The following is a 20,025-nucleotide window of genomic DNA, read 5'->3' as shown; positions in this document are numbered from 1 at the left end:
CTGAGCTTGTAATGGTAGGTTTGTAACTGCTAGCAACAAAAAAAGCGGACGGAGAATATCTCCGTCCGCTTTAAGAATGAGTTGGTAACCGCTGGGGTTATAGCACGCTTAGTTAAAGATGTAGCGCACGCCCAACTGGCCCTGCCAACGCGAGGCGAAGGGAGCCACGTCCCAAGCACGGTTGGTGGTAGCAAAGCTGCTGGGGAAGGTGAAGGTAGGCTGAGTGTTGGCACCGGTGGAGCTCACGCGCAGCAGTTCAGTAGCGTTATTAGCCACCGTGTACTGCCGGCCCCACTCGTTGCTGATGAGGTTACCCACGTTCACGATATCAAATGTAACCTGGATGGTATTCTTCTTACCACCGGCCTGGAAGTTGAAGTCTTGGGCTACCCGAAGATCGAACTGGTGCGTCCAGGGCAGACGAGCGGCGAAACGCTCGGCATACTGGCCGCGGTGGCTGCGCAGGTACGGGTCGTTTTCGATGAAGGCATCCAACTGCTGACGAACTTGGGCTTCCGTCCGGTTTTCGCTGGCTGCAATCCGGATTTCATTCGCGTCAAACGTATTGCGCGGGATGTAGAGCAAGTCGTTGCCAGTGTTCCCGTCACTGTTCAAGTCAGAGCTCTGGCCGTAGATGTAAGTAAGCGGCTGACCCGACAGGCCTTCGTACACGGCCGAAAGAGTAGTAGCGAATTTCTCCCCACCGTAGCGGAACGTGTAACCGGCAGTAGCCAGGAAACGATGCCGCTGGTCGTTGCGCGAGAAGCCCAGTTCCGGGTTGTTCGGATCAGCTACAATCTGGTTGAAGCCGAAGTTGGACGAAGCCGTGCTGCTCGAACCGCTGTTAATTTCTTTTGCCACGCCGTAGGTGTAGGCCACGGACGTATTCAGGCCGTTTACGAACTGCTTCTGCAACTGAGCCGTCGCGTTGTAGCGGTAGCCCTTGCTCGTGTTATCAAGCAGGTACACGTTCGTGAACCGGTCGTTTACGCGGCGCGCAGTCTGGTTGCTGCTGTACACGGGGCGCTGGTCGGGACCCGCCAAGCGGCCAACCGGAGCGGCTAGGTTGATATCCTGGTAATAGATATCATTGAAGGTCTTGGAATAGATACCTTCCAGCGTAGCTACGATGTCGCCGGGCAAGCGGAAATCTACGGCCAAGTTCGAGCGCCAAACTTGGGGCAGTTTGAAGTCCTTATCCAGCACGTTTACCTGCGTGCGGGGGTTGGTTCCCGATTGGTAAGCGGTTGGAATGTTGTCAATATTGGTTTCAATCCGGTCGAGGTAGCGAGGCTGCTGACCAGTAGCCGTGTTCAGGTAGTTAATGTCCAGGGCGCCTTGAATTACGCCGCTGTTGGTGTAGCTATTGGAAATCCACACGTATGGCACCCGGCCGGTGAAGATACCCGTACCACCACGGAGCTGTACTTTCTGGTCGTTGTTCACGTCCCAGTTGAAGCCCAGACGCGGCGACCAGAGCAGTTGTCCGCTCGGTACGTTAGTCGTGCTGATGTCGCCGTAAGCAGCGTAGGCTTGCTTGCCTGCCTCCAGCGTTGGGTTGAGCGCCGGCTTATCCACAAACACCGGAATATCCAGGCGAATACCACCCGTCAGGCGCAGGTTCTCAGCGGGGGAGAACTGATCTTGGGCGTAGAAGCCCAGCTGCATGGCTTTAAACGAAGCTTCTCCGTTGTCAGCGGTAGCAAACGCGGCCTGAATCCGGCTGGCCCGGTTGTTATAGAAGTTGGTGAGCGAGTTAAACGAATAGTAACCAACCCCGTTGTTGATGAACAGGTTGCGGAATTTGAAACCCTCGTTGTGGGTACCCACCGTAACAGTGTGCTTGCCGAAGCTGGCCGTCAGGTTATCCGTAATTTCAACAATGTCCTGATCCAGGGAGTTGAAACCGGAGCTGCGCTCCGTACCAAAGGTGAAGCGGTTGGCACCCTGGTTAATCTCAATCGTGGGGAACAGGTTGCCTGGAATACCGCGCGAATCCCGGATACGGCTGTAGCTGAGGAGTAGCTTGTTGGAGAAGCGGCCCAGAATGCTGTTCAATTCAATTACCGAGCTGTTGGTAACGTTGTCGAACTTGTAGGAGTTGCTGCCGAAACGGATAGTTCTTGAACCACGCGTCAGGTTATCGTCAAATGCCTTCACGTAGTTGTGGCGTACTGTCAGCTGGTGGTTATTGGACAAGTTGAAGTCCAAACGAGCGAACAGACGGTTGCTTTCCCGGCGCAGAGTCTCACCGCCCACGTTCCCAACTTCATAGTTACGGTACACATCACTGGCCCGTACAAAGTTGGCAATAGAGTCGATAGTAGCCTGACGAATCTGGGAAGTCGACGTGCCGGGGTCAAAGCCCAGTGGAGTGGCCTGGCGGCTGATTTCGGCGTTGGCGAAGAAGAAAATCTTATCCTTCACAATCGGGCCGCCCACCCGTACACCGGTTTGGTAGTTATAGAACTCATCAGCCTTCACGCGTGGTTCAGTAACGCTCTTGCCAATGGTGTTCTGGTTACGGCCGAAACCGTAGATGGAGGCCGAAATGTCGTTGGTGCCGGAACGCGTAACGGCATTTACGCCGCCGCCGGTAAAGTTACCCTGCGTTACATCGTAAGGAGCCAGTACCACCTGAATTTCCTGAATAGCATCCAGCGAAATGGGATTGGTACCAGCTTGTCCGCCAGGCGTACCCGAGCCAGCAAGGCCGAATACGTCGTTGTTTACCGCCCCGTCAATAGTGATGTTATTGTAGCGGTTGTTGGAACCCCCAATGGAGCTGCTACCGCCACCGTTGGCCTGGGGCGTCAAACGCGTAAAGTCATTCAACGAACGGCTCAGCGTAGGTAGGCGCTGAATCTGCTCCCGCGAAATAGTGGTTTCAGCACCAGTGCGGCCCGAATTAATAACCGGGTCGCGGCGGCCGCTTACCACTACTTCGCCCAGCGTCTGCTCGGTTTCGCTCAGGTTGATGTCGAGGCGCTGATTCTGGCCCAGGGTCAGGAAGATGTTTTCCCGCACAGATTCTTTGTAGCCTACAAAGGATACGCGCACGGTATAAGGACCACCTACCCGCATGTTCTGCAGGTTAAAGCGGCCTTCGGAGTTGGTTGGTGCTACGTACTGGGTGTTGGTAGGCGTGTGCACAGCAATTACCGTAGCGCCGGGAAGCCCCTCACCGCTTTTGTCGGTAATAATGCCGTTCATGGCGGAGGTGGTTACCTGCGCCCAGCCCAACTGGGCCACCAGCACCGACATCGGTACCAGCGCCACGGAGGCGTAAAGATTACGTTTCATACAAAAGGGGGATTGGTGAAAAAACGGGTGCTTCTGGAGGGTGGAAAAGCGCCGCAAAAATACTAGGTTGCTTGCATACCTGCCTTACCCAGTGTTACAAATGCCTTGCTTTCGTGCCGCAAAGGTAATAGGGAAAATTCACAATCTAGGCCGTACCGCCTTAATGAATCTGCTCAGATAGTAATCTGTTTCCAGGGCATTCTCCACCACACCTAATGAGCTGGAAGAGTGAATGAACTGTACGCTTTCGGGTGAGGCTTCCGTTACCATGCCCACATGGGTTATGGTTGAGCTGCCAGGTGAAGCTCCGAAAAATACCAAATCACCAGGCCGTAGATCCTGCGGGCGCACTGGTTCTCCCCACGCTGCCTGCTCGTTACTGGAGCGCGGAATACTCACGCTGATGGCCGCAAATGACTCGTGCAGCAAGCCGGAGCAGTCCATGCCCTGGCGGGTAGTGCCGCCGTAGCGGTAGGGGGTGCCCTGGTAGGAGCGGGCCGTCTCAATTACGGCCGCCATCTGCGCAGGCACGTTGGCCGGCAGGGGCCGCCGCACCACCGTTTTGGTCCGGCCCGCTGTAGCCGGCACTTTCGTTTTGGCTTTTACCGTACCAGGGCGGGTAGCGGGGCGGCGGCGGGCCGTAGCCTTCATGCGGGCCATGTCCCGGGCCGAGTAGTAGCGGCCGTTGCGGTAATTTACTTTGCTGGTAGAGCCGCAGGCTGCCAACCAGCCCAGCATGCTTAGCAATAAGGCTGTCAGCAGGGGCCGGGGCCACTGAACTGAATGCCGTACCTTCGTAGCGTGTTCGCGCATCGGGGCAAAGATACGCGAAGCTGGTATTTCACTCCTCATCTTTCTTATGGACTTTCAGCTCCTGACTCCGGCATTAGTAACCCAACTAGAAGCCATTGTGGGCCCGGCGTACATCCTTACGGCCGAGCGGGCCGAAGCCGATGTGTACGCCAACTACGGCCGCGACCATACCGAGGACCTGCACTTTGCCCCGGACGTGGTGCTGCGCCCCGGTAACGCCGAGGAGGTTAGCCAAATTGTGCGCTTGTGCCATGAGCATCGTATTCCGGTAACGCCCCGGGGCGCGGGTACCGGGCTTTCGGGTGGGGCTCTGCCGGTTCATCATGGCGTGCTGCTGAGCACAGAGCGGCTGAACCGCATCCTGGAAATTGACGAGCGGAACCTGCAGGCCACCGTGGAGCCGGGTGTGGTGAACGAGGTATTTCAGAATGCCGTGAAAGAGGTGGGCCTGTTTTATCCGCCCGACCCGGCCAGCAAGGGCAGCTGCTCCTTGGGCGGCAACCTGGCCCACAGTAGTGGTGGCCCCAAGGCCGTAAAGTATGGCACTACCAAAGATTACGTGCTCAACTTACAGGTAGTGCTACCCACCGGCGAGCTAATTTGGACGGCCGCCAACACGCTCAAAAACTCCACCGGCTACAACCTCACCCAGCTCATGATTGGCTCGGAGGGCACGCTGGGCATTATCACCAAGGTGGTGTTTCGACTGTTGCCCTATCCCAAGCACAACATTCTCATGCTGGTGCCCTTTCGGCAGGAAGCCCAGGCAGCCGAAGCCGTATCGGCAGTTTTCCGGGCGGGTATTATTCCCTCGGGTATGGAATTTATGGAGCGCGAAGCCATTGTCTGGTCTTCTGACTACTTAAAAATCCCGCTTACCCTGCCCGAAGATATTCGCGCCCACCTGCTCATTGAGCTGGATGGCCAAGATCTGGATCAGCTGTACAAAGAAGCCGAGACCGTGTACGGCGTGCTGGAAGGCTACGACATCGACGAAATTCTGTTGGCTGATACGGCCGGCCAGAAGGATGACCTCTGGCGCATCCGTCGCAATATTGGCAATTCTGTGCGCTACAACTCGGTGTATAAGGAGGAGGATACGGTGGTGCCCCGCGCTGAGCTGCCCACACTCCTGGCCGGCGTAAAGGAAATCGGCCGGCGCTACGGCTTCACTTCCGTGTGCTACGGCCACGCCGGCGACGGCAACCTGCACGTCAACATCATCCGGGGTAACCTCGATGATGAAATGTGGAACGTGGGCTTGCGCCAACCCATCACCGAAATTTTTGAGCTGTGCGTGAAGCTGGGCGGTACCATCAGTGGGGAGCACGGCATTGGGTTGGTGCAGAAAGGCTACATCGGTATTGCCCTCAAGGAGGCCAACCTAAACCTGATGCGCGGCATCAAGCACGTCTTCGATCCTCATGGCATCCTGAACCCCGGCAAGATCTTTTAATCACAGATTTCGTTGATTAATTGGATAGCACAGATTGTATTCCGGCAACTTGTGCACCAAACAAAAAGAAGCCGCTCCATACGGGGCGGCTTCTCTTATGCTATATATACATGCTAGGGCTGAACCAGAAGGGATACTATACAGAACGGAATCTGCGCTATCCAACTAATCCGCAAAATCCGTGACTTAGCTCTGGTCGCCTTTCAGCTTGTCTTCACCGCCGTAGGGTGCACCAGCGGTAATGTCGCCGCGCAGGCCGCCCTGCGATACGCCGGGGCCACTAGTAGGCTGCTGGGAAAGAGTGGTATTATCATCTGCCTGTACGTCCGGGCCGGAAGCTGCGTCGGCACCACCTACCTGGGAGGCGGTGGCGGGGTGGCCGTTGCCAGTAAGTACGTTAGCCTTTTCGCCCACTGGCCCGGCTAGCTCGTTTACTTTCTCTACGTAGAGGCGGCGGGCTTCGTCCTGGTCGGTACCCTTAAATTTGCTCCAGGCATCCCATTGCGCCTGCGACAGGCCTTTGGGTCCGTTCGGATTGTCAGGGGTGTCGTCGCCTACTTCCTCTTGTTTGGTGTCATGGTCGCCTTCAGTAGCTTGCTTATACAGGCCATATAAGTCGGTCATATGGGCGGCAGCTTGGTCGCCGGGCAGATTGTCCACGCGGGATACGGCGGCTTCGAAATCTTGCTGGAGGCTCAGTTTATCTTGCAGGTTCATGGGATGGAGTAGGGGGTAAGTGAGGGGAATGTAAGGGTTGTACTAAGGTGGCACGGCTTTGGTTGCGGGCAGGTTCCGTAGTTTTTTCGGGATTCACGTCCTGATAGTTCGTACTTTTGCCCGCCTTATGTGTGGAATCTCCGGAGTATTCGCCTTTACCGATGCGGGCCGCAATGCGCTGGCCTCGCTGCACGCTTCAACTGATGCTATTTCCAGCCGTGGCCCCGACTCGCAGGGACATTTCTTCTTTGAGCGTTGCGGGCTGGGCTTTCGGAGGTTAGCCATTCTTGACCTGACGGCCGATGGCAACCAGCCCATGACCGATGAGTCGGGCCGATACACCATTGTTTTCAACGGCGAAATCTTTAATTTTAAAGAGTTACGCCAGAAACTGGTAGCCCGGGGGCACCGCTTCCATTCCCAGACGGATACCGAGGTAGTGCTGCACATGTACATTGCAGAGGGCCGCAATTTCCTGAAAAAGCTCAACGGCTTCTTCGACTTTGCCATTTACGACAAGGAAGAAGATTCCATCTTTTTGGCCCGCGACCGGATGGGGGAGAAGCCCTTGCTGGTGTACCGCGACGAGGACAGGCTGCTATTTTCCTCGGAAATGAAGTCGTTGCTGGCGCTGGGTATCCCGCGCAAGCTTGATTACGTCTCGCTGAGCCATTATTTACAGCTCAACTACATTCCGGGCCCGGCTACCATCTTCAAAGGAGTGAAGAAATTGTTGCCTGGGCATTACATGTATGTGAAGGGCAAGAAGGTAGTGCGCAAGCGCTGGTATAAAGTGCCCTACGACCCCAAAAAGGTTGAGAAAAACAAAACCAGCTACGAGCAGCAGCAGAAGAAACTGGTAGAAATTCTGGACGAGGCCACGGCCCGTCGCCTCGTGGCCGATGTGCCCGTGGGCGCCTTCCTCAGCGGTGGTATCGACTCCTCCGTGGTGGTGGCCCTGGCTTCCCGCCACACCCAGCACCTGAACACGTTTAGCATTGGCTTTGCCGATGAGCCTTTCTTCGACGAAACCAAGTACGCCAAGCTTGTTGCCGACCGATACAAGACCAATCACACGGTCTTCTCCCTGACCAACCAGGATTTGTACGACCACATCTTCGATGTGCTCAACTACATTGATGAGCCCTTCGCTGATTCCTCGGCCTTGGCCGTGTACATCCTGAGCAAGCGTACCCGCGAAAAAGCTACCGTGGCCCTGAGCGGCGACGGCGCCGATGAGCTGTTTGCCGGTTACAATAAGCATATGGGCGAGTTTCAGGTGCGGCAGGGCGGCTTCAAGGCCGAGGCAGTAACCGGCCTGAACCTGCTCTGGGACGTGCTGCCCAAGTCGCGTAACTCTTTCTTCGGTAATAAAATTCGCCAGTTTCAGCGCTTCTCCCGGGGCATGCTCAGCGGCCCCAAAGACCGGTACTGGGACTGGGCCTCGTTTGCTTCCGAAAAGGATGCACGCGGACTGCTGAGTACGGCTTCCCAGCGTAAGGTGGGCAAGAAGCTGGCCGATAAGCGCCGCCGGGAACTGCTGGAAGACCTGCACGCCGATGGCGACCTAAACGAAGTGCTCTTGACCGATACCAAGCTGGTATTACCCTACGACATGCTCACTAAGGTAGACTTAATGAGCATGGCCAATTCTCTGGAAGTGCGCCCGCCCTTTCTGGACCCCAACGTGGTACGCTTCGCATTCTCTTTGCCGGTCAGTAGCAAGATTGACGCGAAGATGAAAAAGAAAATTGTGCAGGATGCGTTTCGGCCCATGCTGCCGGAGGAGCTCTACAAACGCCCTAAGCATGGCTTTGAGGTGCCTCTGCTCAAGTGGTTCCGCGGTGAGCTACGCCCTCTAATTGAGGACGACTTGCTCTCCGACGGTTTTATTGAATCCCAGGGCGTTTTCGATGTTGATGCCATTCGGGGGCTCAAAAAGCAGCTGTTCAGCAGCAGCCCCGGCGACGTGCACGCACGTATCTGGGCGCTTATCGTGTTTCAGTGGTGGTGGAAGAAGTGGATGATAAGCTAGTAGAACCTTACGTGTTACTCCCGCAGTCCTCTCTCTTTATTAGCTTTTCTTCATGTCAGCACCGGTTACCCCACGTAAGCTTTCTATCATCATTCCGGCTTATAACGAAGGCGCAACCATCCACCTGATTTTGGACCAGGTGAAGGCAGTGGAGTTGATTGGAGGCTTCACTAAAGAAGTCATCATTGTAAATGACTGTTCCCGGGATAATACAGAGGAAGCCATTCAACGCTACATGGCGTCCAATCCGGAACTGAACATTCAATATCGTAAGCACGCAGTCAACCAGGGAAAGGGTGCCGCCCTGCATACCGGCATCCGCGAGGCTACCGGCGACTACGTAATTATTCAGGATGCCGACCTGGAATATGACCCCGAGGAGTACAACGTGTTGCTCCGCCCCATCGTACGGGGCGTGGCCGACGTTGTATACGGCTCCCGCTTCCTGGGCGGCAAGCCCCATCGGATTCTATTCTTCTGGCACAGCATTGGTAACCAGTGGCTTACCATGCTGTGTAACGCCTTCGCCAACCTCAACCTCACCGACATGGAAACCTGCTATAAGCTGTTTCGGCGGGATATTGTACAGGGCTTGCAACTAGAAGAAAAGCGTTTTGGTTTCGAGCCGGAAGTAACACTCAAAGCAGCTCGTTTTCCGAACGTGCGCATCTACGAAGTAGGTATCAGCTACTATGGCCGCACCTACGCCGAGGGTAAAAAGATAGGTTGGCGCGATGGATTCCGCGCCATCTACTGCATCATCAAATACGGCCTGCTCAACTAGAGCCTGCGCCTGACAAATTCGACAATTACCAATTGACCAACATATGAAAATTGCTGTAGTAGGTACGGGCTACGTAGGCCTGGTAACTGGCACTTGTTTTGCCGAAGTGGGTATTGACGTTACCTGCATTGACATCGACCAGCGCAAAATCGACAACCTACATAAGGGTATTCTGCCGATTTATGAGCCGGGCCTTGAGGAGATGGTAACGCGCAACGTGGCCGCTGGTCGTCTGCACTTTTCTACCAAGTTGGCCGAAGCCATCAAAGGCTGCGACGTAGCCTTTATTGCCGTGGGTACTCCTCCCGGCGAAGATGGCTCCGCTGACCTGAAATACGTGCTGGGTGTGGCCCGCGAGATTGGTGAGAACATGACCAGCTACGGTGTCATTGTAACCAAAAGCACGGTGCCCGTGGGCACGGCAGCCAAGGTACGCAAGGAAATTGCCGGTGCGCTGGCCCGCCGCAACGAAACCATAGAATTCGATGTAGCCTCCAACCCCGAGTTCCTCAAGGAAGGTGCCGCCATCGACGACTTCCTGAAGCCTGACCGCATTGTGGTGGGTGTGTCCTCAGAGCGCGCCGAGGAGGTGATGAGCCGCCTCTATAAGCCTTTTCTGCTCAATGGTCACCCCATTATCTTCATGGATATTCCATCGGCGGAAATGACGAAATACGCGGCTAACTCTATGCTTGCCACCAAAATATCGTTCATGAACGATATTGCTAACCTCTGCGAAATCATGGGGGCTGACGTGAACATGGTGCGCAAAGGTATTGGCTCGGATGCCCGTATCGGCACCAAGTTTATCTACCCCGGTATCGGCTACGGCGGCTCCTGCTTCCCCAAGGACGTAAAAGCCCTCATCAAAACCGCCGAGGAAAACGGCTACCGGATGCAGGTGCTCAAAGCGGTGGAAAGCGTAAACGAAGCCCAGAAGGAAGTGCTGTACAACAAAGTACAGAAGCATTTTGGCGGAGAGTTGAGCGGTAAGAAAATTGCCGTGTGGGGTTTGTCCTTCAAGCCCAAAACCGACGATATGCGCGAGGCACCGTCCTTGGTTATTATTGAGAAACTCCTGGCTGAAGGGTGCACCGTAAGTGCTTATGACCCAGTAGCTATGGAGGAGGCCAAGCATTCCTTAGGTGAGCGTATCACGTACGCTAAAGACCAGATGGAGGCCCTGATTGATGCCGATGCCTTGCTGATAGTAACGGAGTGGCCTGAATTCCGGGTGCCGAACTTCGAGGTGATGAGTCGCTTGCTCAAGCAGAAAGTCATCTTTGATGGCCGTAATATCTATGACGCAACGGAGTTGCAGGCTGCTGGTTACGCTTACCACTGCATCGGTGTTAAAACGGCTCACCAAGAGCCAGCTTAGTTGGTAGTACAGTTGACGGCTACGGGCCGTCAACTGTACGTTCTTCCCCTCGCTTCTGTCACAAAAAAAGCTGGTGTCCACTAGCTAAAAGCTTACAGTATTATGGCTGATAAAAAACGAGTTCTGATTACGGGCGGTGCTGGGTTTCTCGGCTCCCACCTCTGCGACCGGTTTCTGAAAGAAGGTCACCATGTCATTGCCATGGATAACCTGATTACCGGCGACCTGAAAAACATTGAGCACCTGTTCGGCAATGAGAGCTTTGAGTTTCATCACGCCGACGTGTCAAAGTTTGTGTTCGTGCCCGGCAAGCTGGACTATATCCTGCACTTTGCCTCGCCGGCCTCGCCCATCGACTACCTCAAGATTCCGATTCAGACCCTGAAAGTTGGCTCGCTGGGTACGCACAACCTGCTGGGCCTGGCCCGGGTAAAGGGTGCCCGCATGCTGATTGCCAGCACCTCGGAGGTATACGGCGACCCGGAGATTCACCCTCAGGTGGAGGAGTACTTCGGCAACGTGAATCCCGTAGGGCCCCGTGGCTGCTACGATGAGGCCAAGCGCTTCCAGGAAGCCATTACGATGGCCTACCATAACCACCACGGTCTGGAAACGCGCATTGTGCGCATCTTCAATACCTATGGCCCCCGCATGCGCCTCAACGACGGCCGCGTGTTGCCGGCGTTCCTGAGCCAGGCCCTGCGCGGTGAGAACCTGACCGTATTCGGCGACGGTTCCCAGACCCGCTCGTTCTGCTACGTGGATGATTTGGTGGAAGGCATTTACCGCCTGCTGCTGAGCGACTACGCCTTACCGGTAAACGTGGGCAACCCCGACGAAATCACCATTAAGGAGTTCGGCGAAGAAATTGCCAAGCTCATGAATGTGGAGTTCAAGCCCACCTATCAGGAGCTGCCCCAGAATGACCCGATGAAGCGCAAGCCGGACATTACCAAAGCCAAGGAAATTCTGGGCTGGGAGCCGAAAGTAGACCGTGCCGAGGGCCTGCGTCGTACGCTGGAGTACTTTAAGGAGCACGTGCAGACTACTTCCGGCGGCCAGGTTGACAACACGCCCCGTAGCTTCTAATCCATTTCTCCCCGTTGCCAACGCGTATGCAAAAGCCACACCTGATTGAATTTCCGAAGCTGGGTGCTTCCGATATTGGCTACATATCGGTGGGCGAGAACAACGGCTTGCTTCCGTTCACTGTTGAGCGCACGTTCTGGACGTACTTCACGCCCGAAAGTATCGTGCGCGGCCGTCACGCTCATTACGTAACTGAACAGGTTCTTGTGGCAGTGGCTGGCCGCATTATTGTAACGACGGAGATGCCTGATGGTGAAGTCCAGACTTTTGTCTTAGAGTCGCCTCATGTGGGCGTGTACGTGCCACCTAACGCTTGGCATACGATGCAGTATTCTCACACGGCCGTGCAGTTGGTATTTGCCTCCACGCGCTATAACGAGGAAGACTACATTCGGAAGTACGAAGATTTTCGTCAGGTATGGGGAACCAAGTAAATGAGGCCTTAGTCGCGGCACGGGCTGAAAAGCTGTTCTTCTACTCGCCCTACAACTTTCTGCGTCAACTCGAGGTGGATGTGCAACAGCGTCTGTTCGGTACGGGCGTTGCCGGGCAGTATGCTGCTGACCCAACCCATCAAGTGTTCGAGTTTGCCGAAGGTGAGGATACCGTTCAGTTCTTGTACACTCTCCTGACCTGGGATACCGACTTCTTTCGGGCCCCGGTATACAAGCTCTTCACCATTTTATTTACTTCTGCTACCTCCGCTGCTACGTTAGCTGCTGCCGGAACCGCTTTCCGGCAGCAGCTGAAGCAGCAGGGAGCAGCCTACTGCTTCGCCGAACTCCCCGTCGAAGATACTCGGGTAGCTCAGGCACTGGGCAACGCTGGCTGGCGTTTGGTTGAAACTCGCCTCACCTTCTTTCATGACGCGGTAGCCAGCTTTAACTACCCTCGGTATCCGGTGCGGTCGGCTGGTAAGGATGAAGCTGCGGCTATTGGTCGGATTTCGGCCCAGGCCCGCAACGACTACGACCGGTTTCATGCTGATAAATGGTTTGGCGATGAGTTGGGTGACCAATTCTTGGCCAAATATGCCTCCGCCTCTGTGGAAGGTTACTGCGACGATGTACTGGTGCCCAACGAAGTCTCTCTGCCCGTCGATTCTTTCTTGGCCATCAGTGACTTGCACCAGCATGCGAACAGCCTACACACAGGCTTTTCCCGGGTGGTGCTTACGGCCGTAGGACCCGCCAACCGCGGCTGGCACCTGAAGCTAGTGTCGGAAACGGTACACCGGGCCCGCCAAAACGGTGCCTCCTACGTGCTCATGACTACTCAGGCTACCAATCGGGCCGTTTTTCGCACCTGCGAGAAGCTAGGCTTCAAGCTTGGGGGCTCCAGTCACGTATTAGCGTGGTCAGCATAAGATTCGGAAGGAAAATTCATCCTATTCGGTCACGAGTAACAGTGGTACTTAGTAGTTGCATTTGCAGTTATATAGCCATTTTCTTCGCTTCATGGGAATGCGCGTTATCTGCTACAGGCTGATGCATTGAGAATGGTGCCAGCAGCACTGCTCTTATCCATCCAGTTGGTTACCCAGATGCTGGTTGCAATCGGGCACGCTACTCGAGTTACCTAATGGCCTTTACTTGCAAGAATAACTTTCTAAAACACCGCACCATCCTCTAGGCTTGCCCGGCATCCTTTATCTTCGCCATATGAAAGTTCCTTTTCTCTCCTTCACCCCGCAAAATCAGGCAGTCCGTACTCAGGTACTGGACGCTATGACTCAGGTATTTGATTCGCAATGGTACGTGCTGGGCGAAGCAGTAAAACAGTTTGAAGCCGAGTATGCTCGCTTTTCAACTACCACGGAGTGTGTGGGAGTTGCTAACGGCTTAGATGCCCTACATCTTGCTCTTAAGGCGCTGGATGTTACGGAGGGGGACGAGGTAATCGTGCCCTCTAACACATACATTGCTACTTGGCTGGCTATTTCCTTTGTGGGTGCTACGCCTATACCGGTGGAGCCCAATCCTGCCACCTACAACCTGGACCCCGCACGACTGGAAGCGGCCATTACGCCTCGTACCCGGGCTATAATGCCTGTGCACCTCTACGGCCAAGCCTGTGAGATGGGAGCCATCATGGATATTGCCCGGCGACACAGCCTCTACGTAATAGAAGACAATGCACAGTCGCAGGGTGCTACTTACGAAGGTGGCATTACTGGCAGCTTCGGCAACGTGAATGCCACCAGTTTCTACCCTGGTAAAAACCTGGGCGCCCTAGGCGACGCCGGGGCCGTAACTACCAACGATGCCGAGCTGGCAAAAAAAGTGCGCACTCTGCGCAATTATGGCTCCCAGCAGAAATACTACAACGAAGTAATCGGCCACAACTCCCGCCTAGACGAGCTGCAGGCTGCTGTGCTCAGTGCCAAGCTGCCGCTGCTGATGGAGTGGACGGGCCAGCGCCAAAAGGTAGCTGCCCTCTACAGCGAGCAGCTGTCGGGTATTGCTGATCTGCACTTGCCGGTTGTAGCACCCGGCGCTACCCACGTTTACCACTTGTACGTGGTACGCACCAGCCGCCGCGATGCATTGCAGCAGCATCTTACAGCACAAGGCATCGGTACGCTGATTCACTACCCCATTCCGCCTCACCTACAGGACGCGTATCGTTTCATGAACTTCCAAGCCGGTGACTTTCCTATTGCCGAAGAACTGGCTACAACCTGCCTGAGCCTGCCCATGTGGCCGGGTATGACGGCTGCCGAAGTGGAAACTGTAGCCAGCGCCATCCGCACATTTTTCCAGTCTTAGTTCCTGCTCTGATTTTCCTGTAATGCCCAAATTGTCAATCATCATACCCTGCTATTACAACGAAGCCAATATTCCAGTCACCAGCCGGGAGTTGATTGCCAATGAGGCGCTGTTTCCCTCCGAAGTGACCTTCGAGTATGTGCTCGTTGATGATGGCTCGGGAGATGGTACGTTGCAAGCGTTACTGGCTTTCCGGGAATTGTATCCTGAAAAGGTGCGGGTAGTAGAACTGGCCGGGAATGTAGGCTCCTACAACGCCATTGTAGCTGGCATAGAGCAGGCAACAGGCGACTGCATGGCCATCATTACGGCCGATATGCAAGATCCGCCCGAACTGATGGTGCAGATGTACGATTACTGGAAGAAAGGCCTTAAGCTCGTCATCGGCAACCGACAGGATCGGGAAGAAACAGGGTTGCAGCAGGTGTTTGCCAAGACCTTCCACGCGTTGATGAAGAAGATTGCCCTGCCCAATATTCCGGATGGAGGCTTCGACTTTGTATTCTTTGATCGGCAGGTGGGCGAGCATGTTCTGGAAATGAAGGAGCGTAACAGCAACCTGTTTTACCTGATGGTATGGCTGGGCTACCCCTACGTGAATATTCCCTACGTGCGTCGCAAACGGGAAATCGGAAAGTCACGCTGGACAATTCAGAAAAAGATCAAGTTATTTATCGACTCGATTCTGGCCTTTTCCTTTTTCCCAATTCGCGCTATATCGGTGCTGGGCGTGGGCATGGGTGTTGTGGCGCTGTTTTATGGGCTCTACATTCTAAGCGTAAAAGTATTTGGCGGTATTGAAGTAGAAGGCTGGACCACCTTGATGCTGGTGCTACTCTTTGTGTCGGCCTTCCAGATGACTGCTCTAGGTATCATCGGTGAGTATGTATGGCGCGGGTTGGACGCGGCCCGCAGCCGTCCGCTGTATGTGGTAAAAAATCTGTACTCCTCCCCGCGCCAGTAGCTGGGCGGTAAGTCTACTACTGCTGTCTGCCATCTGTTCAGCCTTCGGCTCTTCGCGTTGCAAAACTATAAGGAGGTGCAATTCTGAACTTTCACTTAATTACGCTGGAAGCTACACGGCCGTGGTTGTGCGTAGTATCACTTGCTCAATTGCCGGCTACCTGCATGGAGCCTTGCCACTGTGGATGCCGGAGTTATTGAATACACTTCAATATAACCTCGTTATGGGATTAGACAACGCATGAGTGCAATCCCGAACAATCCACAAGCGCACTGAACTTCTGATTCCGGACAAAATCACTAACGTCCTTGGTAGCGAAGCCAGACGGGAAGTGAACGAGGGTATCAACCACCTTCCGCACACTCGACATGGCTAGCTTTGCCTTTGCGCGACGCATTATTACGCGTTGCGTGATTATAGCCAAGTTTACGAACTGAGTAGGTGCCGGAAAAACGCTATCCACTAGTACCTACTCAGACGGGTGCTATGCGTGCGGCCCATTTTTTCATTATTATCTTCAAAAGTTCTCCTGTATGCATCATGATTCTGCGCCGCGACTAACTATCTATTCAGGTATGTTAGGGATAATTGCTGCCTTGCTGATCGCGCTTTTCCTGTGGGCCATTAATAAAGGCTATGATCTGACGGACGAAGGATTCTATCTGCTGAGTTATGCCTACCCGGAAGAGTACAGTTCAAGTTTCTCCAGCTTCAATTTGCTTGTTAGTAAGATTCTGAGCCCAAGCTCCACCTCTATTATCGGTTATCGGCTGGCAAGCCTATTCACTACTGTGGCGGGAGGCTTGCTACTGGCCAGTGGTGTTTGGAAGTGGATCCAGGAGAAATACCGAAGTGTCGCCTTGCCTTACTGGGTGGTGGCCTGCCTGTTCGTGAGCGGTAACTTCTTGCAGTATTCCATTTTTCCCCGTACAATTTTCTATAACAACATCAACTCATTCTGTATTGCTGCATTTGCCAGTAGCGTACTATTTTACTGCTCCTATCCAGGTACTATAGGGTCTAAGTGGCGGCATGCGCTGTTACTTCTGGGCGGGGCATTTGTCGGGCTTGATTTATTCGTAAAGGGAAGTTCCAGCATAATTGCGCTGGGCACTGGGTTGCTGGTGATTAGCTTTCTGGCAGGCTTATCTAACGTACGGGAGTGGTACAAACCTGTGGGTCTGGTAGTACTGGGCTACCTCCTAGGTATTGGCATTTTTTTCCTAGGAATTCAGTCGCCTATAGCATGGCAGGCCAATTTCGTGCATGAAACCCAACTGCTGCTCAAGACTAGTTACAATGGGGGCCTGCTGGTACGCTATCTACAAGATGCGTATCCGGTGCTGCGTACCTTAGTATATCCGTTCTCCGTGTTTGTGCTGCTGAGCTTCTTCCTAACTCGTGCCTATCTGCGCAACAAGCTGCGGCTGGCCCCGGCGCTACAGGTGGGCGCGGGCTTGCTTACTCTGGCCTTTCTTGTATACGAGGCCCTGCGCACCGATCTGTACCGGAATACTCACCTCAACCATAACCGCTCTATTGTTTGGTTTCTGGCTATTATGCTGGTAGTGTTGGCTATGTTCAGCGCCGTGTACCTGGAGCAGCCGCGAAAAAAGGTGGACTGGAACAAAATAATCATTGCCGGATGGCTTGTGATGCTACCTTTTGTGGGTGCAATAGGTACTTACAACAACCTGTTCATTAATGTTATGCTGGATATAAACTATTGGCTGGCCCTGTTGTGCATTCTGTACGTGAGCATGCCCGCCATAGCGCACAGCACGGCGGTGCGGGTTATCGTTTTTTTGGTGCCTACGTTGGTCATCGCCCAGCAGTACGCCTATGGCTTACTGTACGCTCCCTACCTGCAGGCCGCTAATATGCTTCAGCAAAATGTACCCGTAACGCTAGGCCGCAACCATACGTCGACTGTACTGCAGCTCGATGCTAAAACGGCTGCTTTTATAGGCGACTTGCGGCAAACCATGAAGCGGGCTGGCTTTGAGCCGGGAATGCCGGTGGTGGCTATGTACGATATGCCGGGCCTGGTGTACATGCTCGACGGAATATCGCCAGGCAACCCTTGGCTGTTCGGGCAGCTGGATTTGCGCAACTGCGACGCGCTGGCCAAAACCCGGCTGGATTTGACCAAGGCCTTTCTGCTGGTGAATGAGAAACCCGGCCTCGAGTTATTGACCTGCATGGAAAGCCACGGCATGCGTTTTCCGCAGGATTACCGCGAGGTGAAAAAGCTTCTGAATCCGTATAATCCTAACCAGTACAACTGGCGCAACAACCAAGACACACTGACGGTGTACGCACCCGTGGTGGCCACCACGGCCCGGTAGTACCTACCTGGTTCTACAACTCAGTAAATAACTCCCCACAGTAGCCCGGCCTGGTACTACCAAGCCGGGCCATTGTATGAGGAACTGCATTATAACAATCAATATCTGGTAAGGCTGGCAGCAGTACGGGAGTAGGTATAAAATATAATTTTTCTGTTTTTTGTCATGTTATACAAAAATGGGTTTAGGGGAGAACAGCTAGTAAGTTCGAGTGACGAGGTGATTGTAGGAGGAGACTTGATAACGAGCGTCGTGCCCAGATAACCCACCTATTCTGTTGTTGGGCTACTCTCACTACTGCTGTGGTGGCTTGGTGAGCAGAGGTAAATACATGAAATGAGTATAATATGCTTAATGTCAAGTATATAATAGGGTGATGATTGGTTTGTGTAGTGGATTTAAACAAACGTACCGGTTCGATAGGCATTCAGGAAAGCGTAGTATCTGGCACAAATACTGTAACTTTGCCCCCAACCTGCAATTTGGGAACGGTTGATTCTAGGGGATGTTCATTACATTCTTTCCATCAGTTTCCCGGGTCGAAATGTAACCTATGGACACCGGAATCATCAAATATTCGCTTGATAGCATACGCTATTATTTAACTTCATCCCAGAAGTACAAGGCAGTTTGGATGTTCGTACTGGTGCTGGTGTCGTCCTTCCTGGATGTATTTGGCTTGGCCGCATTAGTACCCGTTATGATGGTGGCCGCCGAACCCGGCGGAGTACAAAAAAGCAAGTACTTCTCTCTGCTCTACAACACCCTGGACTTTCAGTCGGAGCGGTCATTCCTGTTGTTTCTGATGATAGGGATACTGCTGTTCTTTCTGTTTAAGAATGTGTTCACAACTTGGGTTAACTACCTGCAAACCCGCTTCACCGCCGATATCGGCCTGAAGATTATCGACAGCCAGCTAAGCAAGTATCTGAACCTGTCGTTCTGGAAGTTTAACGATACGGGTTCTTCGGCTTTGATGAACGCGGCCTTGCAGGTGCCCGGTGTATACGTGAGTGGCGTGCTGCGGCCCTTGTTCATCTTCTTCTCGGAGGTAGCCGTTATCATCGTCATTGTCATCAGCATTATTGTGTATAAGCCTCTGCTGCTCGCCATTCTGGCGGTGGTACTGGTTCCTACTACCTGGTTAATGTACCGCGCGCTACGCACCCGTACCCAGAATATCGGGCACCGTATCAATGAGTTAAGGCCAGTGGCCTTCAGTGTCCTCAACGACCTGTTTGTGGGCTACGTGGAACTGAAACTGGCAAATAAGCAGCAGGAATTTAAGCGCAAGCTACTGGTCAATCAGGGCGAACTGCAAAAGCTTGATGCCGAAGGCTACCTCTATAGTCTGCTGCCCATCAAGATGATTGAGATGGTGGCCATTCTGGGTGTGCTGACCATTTTCTTATACGCGCTGTTCTTCTCCAACGCCTCCACTGACCTTATTGCTCTAGTGGGCCTGTTTGCCGCCGCCGCCTACCGCCTCATGCCGTCGGTGAACCGGTTGTTGCAGTCCCTGTTCCAGATTAAGCAGGCCCAGTATACTATTGAAATTATCAACGGTGATAAGGACGCGGGCTTCTACGCCCCCCTCGACCCCGTGCAGGTGCCTTTCACCTTCGAAAAGTCTCTGACGTTCGATAACATCACCTATTCATTCCCCGGTGCCGCCCGGCAGACCCTGAAAGATATCAGCCTGACCATTAAGAAAGGGGAGAAAATAGGGTTTATTGGTAGCTCTGGCTCCGGTAAAACCACGCTGATGAATGTACTGCTGCGCTTTTATGTGGAGCAGAGCGGGAGCATTCTGGTGGATGGCCGGCCCCTCACCCCCCAGAATCTGGTGGCTTGGTACAAAGTAATTGGATATGTAAAGCAGGACACGTTTCTGATGGAGTCCTCAATTCAGGACAATATTACCTTGGGCGACGCTTCGGTAGACCAAGAACGTCTGCGCTACGCCATTGAGCAGGCCTCATTGACAAGCTTTATTGCCGGTCTGCCCGAGGGCGTGCAGACTCAGATCGGGGAGCGGGGCTCCAAGCTTTCCGGCGGACAGCGCCAGCGCATTGGCATTGCCCGGGCCCTTTACAAACGCACTGAGGTGCTGGTGCTGGATGAGGCCACCAGCGCCCTCGACAATGAAACTGAGCGGGAGGTGAATGAAGCCATCAACAAGCTTTCCCACACCGATATTACCATTCTTATTATTGCTCACCGCATCACTACCCTGCGAGAGTGTGACCGGATCTACGAGCTCAATCAGGGCGAAATCGTAGCAGTGCACCAGTACGAAGACTTGGTGCGCCAGATTGTGCAGCTCTAATGCGCTTAGGCGCTCTCACCACAAAACTTGTTTTCAGT

14 protein-coding genes are annotated in these 20,025 nt (G+C 53.9%); 11 read left to right on the top strand and 3 right to left on the bottom strand.

Going from position 1 to position 20,025, the window contains the following annotated elements:
• Window positions 1-108: 108 nt before the first annotated feature.
• Both ABIB60_RS11330 and ABIB60_RS11325 read right to left on the bottom strand, forming a co-directional pair.
• A complete protein-coding gene (locus ABIB60_RS11330) occupies window positions 109-3,303 on the bottom strand; it encodes a TonB-dependent receptor (protein ID WP_354579966.1) in 3,195 nt (1,064 codons plus the stop codon).
• 138 nt (window positions 3,304-3,441) lie between these two features.
• Entirely contained in the window at window positions 3,442-4,041 is a 600-nt protein-coding gene (locus tag ABIB60_RS11325) for a C40 family peptidase (protein WP_354579965.1), read from the bottom strand.
• A gap of 121 nt (window positions 4,042-4,162) precedes the next feature.
• Here ABIB60_RS11325 and ABIB60_RS11320 point away from each other — a divergent pair, with 121 nt between their 5' ends.
• The gene (locus tag ABIB60_RS11320; protein ID WP_354579964.1) at window positions 4,163-5,572 is read left to right on the top strand and encodes an FAD-binding oxidoreductase; all 1,410 of its coding nucleotides are present in this window, start codon (window positions 4,163-4,165) and stop codon (window positions 5,570-5,572) included.
• Between the two features lie 186 nt (window positions 5,573-5,758).
• On the opposite strand, the gene ABIB60_RS11315 is transcribed toward ABIB60_RS11320, so the two are convergent.
• The gene (locus ABIB60_RS11315) at window positions 5,759-6,289 is read right to left on the bottom strand and encodes an acyl-CoA-binding protein (protein ID WP_354579962.1); all 531 of its coding nucleotides are present in this window, start codon (window positions 6,287-6,289) and stop codon (window positions 5,759-5,761) included.
• Between the two features lie 127 nt (window positions 6,290-6,416).
• Here ABIB60_RS11315 and asnB point away from each other — a divergent pair, with 127 nt between their 5' ends.
• The 10 genes from asnB to ABIB60_RS11265 all read left to right on the top strand — a co-directional run bounded on the left by asnB (window position 6,417) and on the right by ABIB60_RS11265 (window position 19,987).
• Window positions 6,417-8,324: an asparagine synthase (glutamine-hydrolyzing) gene (gene asnB, locus ABIB60_RS11310; protein WP_354579960.1), complete on the top strand. Its 1,908-nt coding sequence runs from the start codon at window positions 6,417-6,419 to the stop codon at window positions 8,322-8,324.
• A 52-nt stretch (window positions 8,325-8,376) separates the two neighbouring features.
• Window positions 8,377-9,108, top strand: a complete 732-nt coding sequence (locus ABIB60_RS11305; RefSeq protein WP_354579958.1) for a glycosyltransferase family 2 protein — start codon at window positions 8,377-8,379, stop codon at window positions 9,106-9,108.
• Between the two features lie 43 nt (window positions 9,109-9,151).
• The gene (locus ABIB60_RS11300) at window positions 9,152-10,489 is read left to right on the top strand and encodes a UDP-glucose dehydrogenase family protein (RefSeq protein ID WP_354579956.1); all 1,338 of its coding nucleotides are present in this window, start codon (window positions 9,152-9,154) and stop codon (window positions 10,487-10,489) included.
• Between the two features lie 102 nt (window positions 10,490-10,591).
• Window positions 10,592-11,578: a UDP-glucuronic acid decarboxylase family protein gene (locus ABIB60_RS11295; RefSeq protein ID WP_354579954.1), complete on the top strand. Its 987-nt coding sequence runs from the start codon at window positions 10,592-10,594 to the stop codon at window positions 11,576-11,578.
• 26 nt (window positions 11,579-11,604) lie between these two features.
• Window positions 11,605-12,012, top strand: coding sequence for a sugar 3,4-ketoisomerase (locus ABIB60_RS11290; RefSeq protein WP_354579953.1), 408 nt, complete (start codon window positions 11,605-11,607; stop codon window positions 12,010-12,012).
• Window positions 11,997-12,944 (top strand): hypothetical protein, encoded by a 948-nt coding sequence (locus ABIB60_RS11285; protein ID WP_354579951.1) that lies wholly within the window; start codon window positions 11,997-11,999, stop codon window positions 12,942-12,944. Before ABIB60_RS11290 ends, ABIB60_RS11285 begins: the two co-directional genes overlap by 16 nt.
• Window positions 12,945-13,239: 295 nt before the next feature.
• Window positions 13,240-14,346 (top strand): DegT/DnrJ/EryC1/StrS family aminotransferase, encoded by a 1,107-nt coding sequence (locus ABIB60_RS11280; protein WP_354579949.1) that lies wholly within the window; start codon window positions 13,240-13,242, stop codon window positions 14,344-14,346.
• Window positions 14,347-14,368: 22 nt separating this feature from the next.
• Window positions 14,369-15,310, top strand: coding sequence for a glycosyltransferase family 2 protein (locus ABIB60_RS11275; protein WP_354579947.1), 942 nt, complete (start codon window positions 14,369-14,371; stop codon window positions 15,308-15,310).
• Between the two features lie 1,262 nt (window positions 15,311-16,572).
• Window positions 16,573-17,658, top strand: a complete 1,086-nt coding sequence (locus ABIB60_RS11270; protein WP_354579946.1) for a hypothetical protein — start codon at window positions 16,573-16,575, stop codon at window positions 17,656-17,658.
• Window positions 17,659-18,211: 553 nt separating this feature from the next.
• Window positions 18,212-19,987, top strand: a complete 1,776-nt coding sequence (locus ABIB60_RS11265; protein ID WP_354579945.1) for an ABC transporter ATP-binding protein — start codon at window positions 18,212-18,214, stop codon at window positions 19,985-19,987.
• The last annotated feature ends 38 nt before the right edge of the window (window positions 19,988-20,025 follow it).

It is taken from the genome of Hymenobacter sp. UYP22 (genome assembly GCF_040547285.1).
Taxonomy (GTDB): Bacteria; Bacteroidota; Bacteroidia; order Cytophagales; family Hymenobacteraceae; genus Hymenobacter.
Note: the sequence above shows the minus strand (reverse complement) of the source record. Positions and strands in the feature narration are given on the sequence as shown.

What these genes read in the sequence shown, in the direction of transcription:
- ABIB60_RS11330 (WP_354579966.1), bottom strand. Translation starts at nt 3,303, where the DNA reads ATGAAACGTAATCTTTACGCCTCCGTGGCGCTGGTACCGATGTCGGTG.
- ABIB60_RS11325 (WP_354579965.1), bottom strand. Translation starts at nt 4,041, where the DNA reads ATGCTGGGCTGGTTGGCAGCCTGCGGCTCTACCAGCAAAGTAAATTAC.
- ABIB60_RS11320 (WP_354579964.1), top strand. Translation starts at nt 4,163, where the DNA reads ATGGACTTTCAGCTCCTGACTCCGGCATTAGTAACCCAACTAGAAGCC.
- ABIB60_RS11315 (WP_354579962.1), bottom strand. Translation starts at nt 6,289, where the DNA reads ATGAACCTGCAAGATAAACTGAGCCTCCAGCAAGATTTCGAAGCCGCC.
- asnB (WP_354579960.1), top strand. Translation starts at nt 6,417, where the DNA reads ATGTGTGGAATCTCCGGAGTATTCGCCTTTACCGATGCGGGCCGCAAT.
- ABIB60_RS11305 (WP_354579958.1), top strand. Translation starts at nt 8,377, where the DNA reads ATGTCAGCACCGGTTACCCCACGTAAGCTTTCTATCATCATTCCGGCT.
- ABIB60_RS11300 (WP_354579956.1), top strand. Translation starts at nt 9,152, where the DNA reads ATGAAAATTGCTGTAGTAGGTACGGGCTACGTAGGCCTGGTAACTGGC.
- ABIB60_RS11295 (WP_354579954.1), top strand. Translation starts at nt 10,592, where the DNA reads ATGGCTGATAAAAAACGAGTTCTGATTACGGGCGGTGCTGGGTTTCTC.
- ABIB60_RS11290 (WP_354579953.1), top strand. Translation starts at nt 11,605, where the DNA reads ATGCAAAAGCCACACCTGATTGAATTTCCGAAGCTGGGTGCTTCCGAT.
- ABIB60_RS11285 (WP_354579951.1), top strand. Translation starts at nt 11,997, where the DNA reads ATGGGGAACCAAGTAAATGAGGCCTTAGTCGCGGCACGGGCTGAAAAG.
- ABIB60_RS11280 (WP_354579949.1), top strand. Translation starts at nt 13,240, where the DNA reads ATGAAAGTTCCTTTTCTCTCCTTCACCCCGCAAAATCAGGCAGTCCGT.
- ABIB60_RS11275 (WP_354579947.1), top strand. Translation starts at nt 14,369, where the DNA reads ATGCCCAAATTGTCAATCATCATACCCTGCTATTACAACGAAGCCAAT.
- ABIB60_RS11265 (WP_354579945.1), top strand. Translation starts at nt 18,212, where the DNA reads ATGGACACCGGAATCATCAAATATTCGCTTGATAGCATACGCTATTAT.